This is a genomic window from uncultured Blautia sp., assembly GCF_902497045.1.
Taxonomy (GTDB): domain Bacteria; phylum Bacillota; class Clostridia; order Lachnospirales; family Lachnospiraceae; genus Blautia_A.
In genome coordinates this window covers 1-1,517 of the sequence record NZ_CABVDF010000374.1, presented here as the reverse complement: position 1 = coordinate 1,517, position 1,517 = coordinate 1, and the positions used below count along the sequence as shown (strand labels likewise).

Here is a 1,517-nt window from a genome sequence, read left to right as displayed (position 1 = left end):
TAGGCTTTCCGCGGCCTACAAGACTTTTTTATTTTATTCAACTGTCAAACGCCCGCGTTGCTGTCTGCACCATCTGCAGCAACCTGAAATCTCTTCACGCTCTGGTTTTCTTCTTATCATATTATAGCTTTACTCCTTCGTCAAGAAACATATACCAAAAAAAATTTGACTTTCCTCCTTTCAGCCGATATAATGGTAACTGGTCATAAAATAGTCTTGGAGATGTACCCAAGTGGCTGAAGGGTCCGCACTCGAAATGCGGTAGGCCGGGCAACCGGTGCGAGGGTTCAAATCCCTCCATCTCCGCTTGACAAATAATATTTATTCATGTATAATGTTATTTGTTCGGTACAAATAAAGGGGATTGGTCAAATGGTATGATAGGGGTCTCCAAAACCTTTGGTGGGAGTTCGATTCTCTCATCCCCTGTTTAAGAAGGAATCCGGAATCACTGAAACAGTGGTTTCGGATTTTTTTGTTCTGGTTCAATACAAATCTCGGAGGGCTCACATGGAACATATTCTGAAATTAACAGTAGAAAAACAGTATCTTCCGGCAACCGCAGGTAAAATCCTTCAACTTCAGGCCGGACTTACAAAAAAACAGATTTCCCGTGCAAAATTCCGCCCCGAAGGTATCCTCTGTAATGGTGTCCAATGCCGTGTAACCAAATCCGTATCTGCCGGAGATATTCTTTCTGTATGCCTTGAAGAGCCTTCCCAGGGTTCTTCTCACCTGAAGCTTCCTTCTGCAGGGCTTTCTCCTATTCGTATTTTGTACGAGGATCAGGATCTTCTTGCTGTTGACAAGCCTTCAGGCATTGTCACTCATCCTTCAGGCATACACTACAGGGACACTCTCTCCAATCAGGTTTACTGGTATCTGCGTCAAAAAGGCGAAGCTGTTACTGTACGTTCTATGGGACGACTGGATCGTGAAACCTCAGGCATCGTTGTTTTTGCCAAAAATAAAACTTGTGCCGCAAGGCTTCAGTTACAGCAGAATACAGGCGAATATCGCAAGGAATACCTGGCCGTCCTATCCGGATCTTTTCCGAAAAACAGCCGGCACACAATTTCCTTGCCCATAGGACCAGATCCTGATGATCCCAGAAAAATGAAATGTTTTTCTCAGCAGGATAAATTAACTCCTGACACCCGTCCTGCCGTTACTCACTTTCAGGTGCTCCGCAGTACTTCTAAATGGTCCCTGGTCTCTCTTTTTCTGGAAACCGGACGGACACACCAGATACGCATCCATATGAAGACTATTGGTCATCCGCTGATGGGAGATACGCTTTATGGAGATGCCTTTTCATATGATGCCCCGTGCTTTTGCAGAGCGGCACTTCATGCATGGCATGTCAGCTTTTTCCATCCCTTTAAAAACAAAGAAATCTTTATAGAAGCGCCTCTTCCTGAGGATTTTTCATTTCTGGAAAAAATGTTATAAAAATATCTGTGACCACTTTGTTAAAAAATTATTTATTCACTATTTTTTGGTTGATTTTGTCCTGT

General features: G+C 43.4%; 1 protein-coding gene and 2 tRNA genes. All 3 read left to right on the top strand.

Going from position 1 to position 1,517, the window contains the following annotated elements; translation table 11 throughout:
* The first annotated feature begins 218 nt into the window (after nt 1–218).
* Nucleotides 219–306, top strand: a tRNA-Ser gene (locus RDS42_RS14815).
* Nucleotides 307–358: 52 nt separating this feature from the next.
* Nucleotides 359–429, top strand: a tRNA-Trp gene (locus RDS42_RS14810).
* A gap of 81 nt (nt 430–510) precedes the next feature.
* On the top strand, nt 511–1,452 hold the full coding sequence (locus RDS42_RS14805) for an RluA family pseudouridine synthase (protein WP_308784323.1): 942 nt from the start codon (nt 511–513) through the stop codon (nt 1,450–1,452).
* Nucleotides 1,453–1,517: the final 65 nt, after the last annotated feature.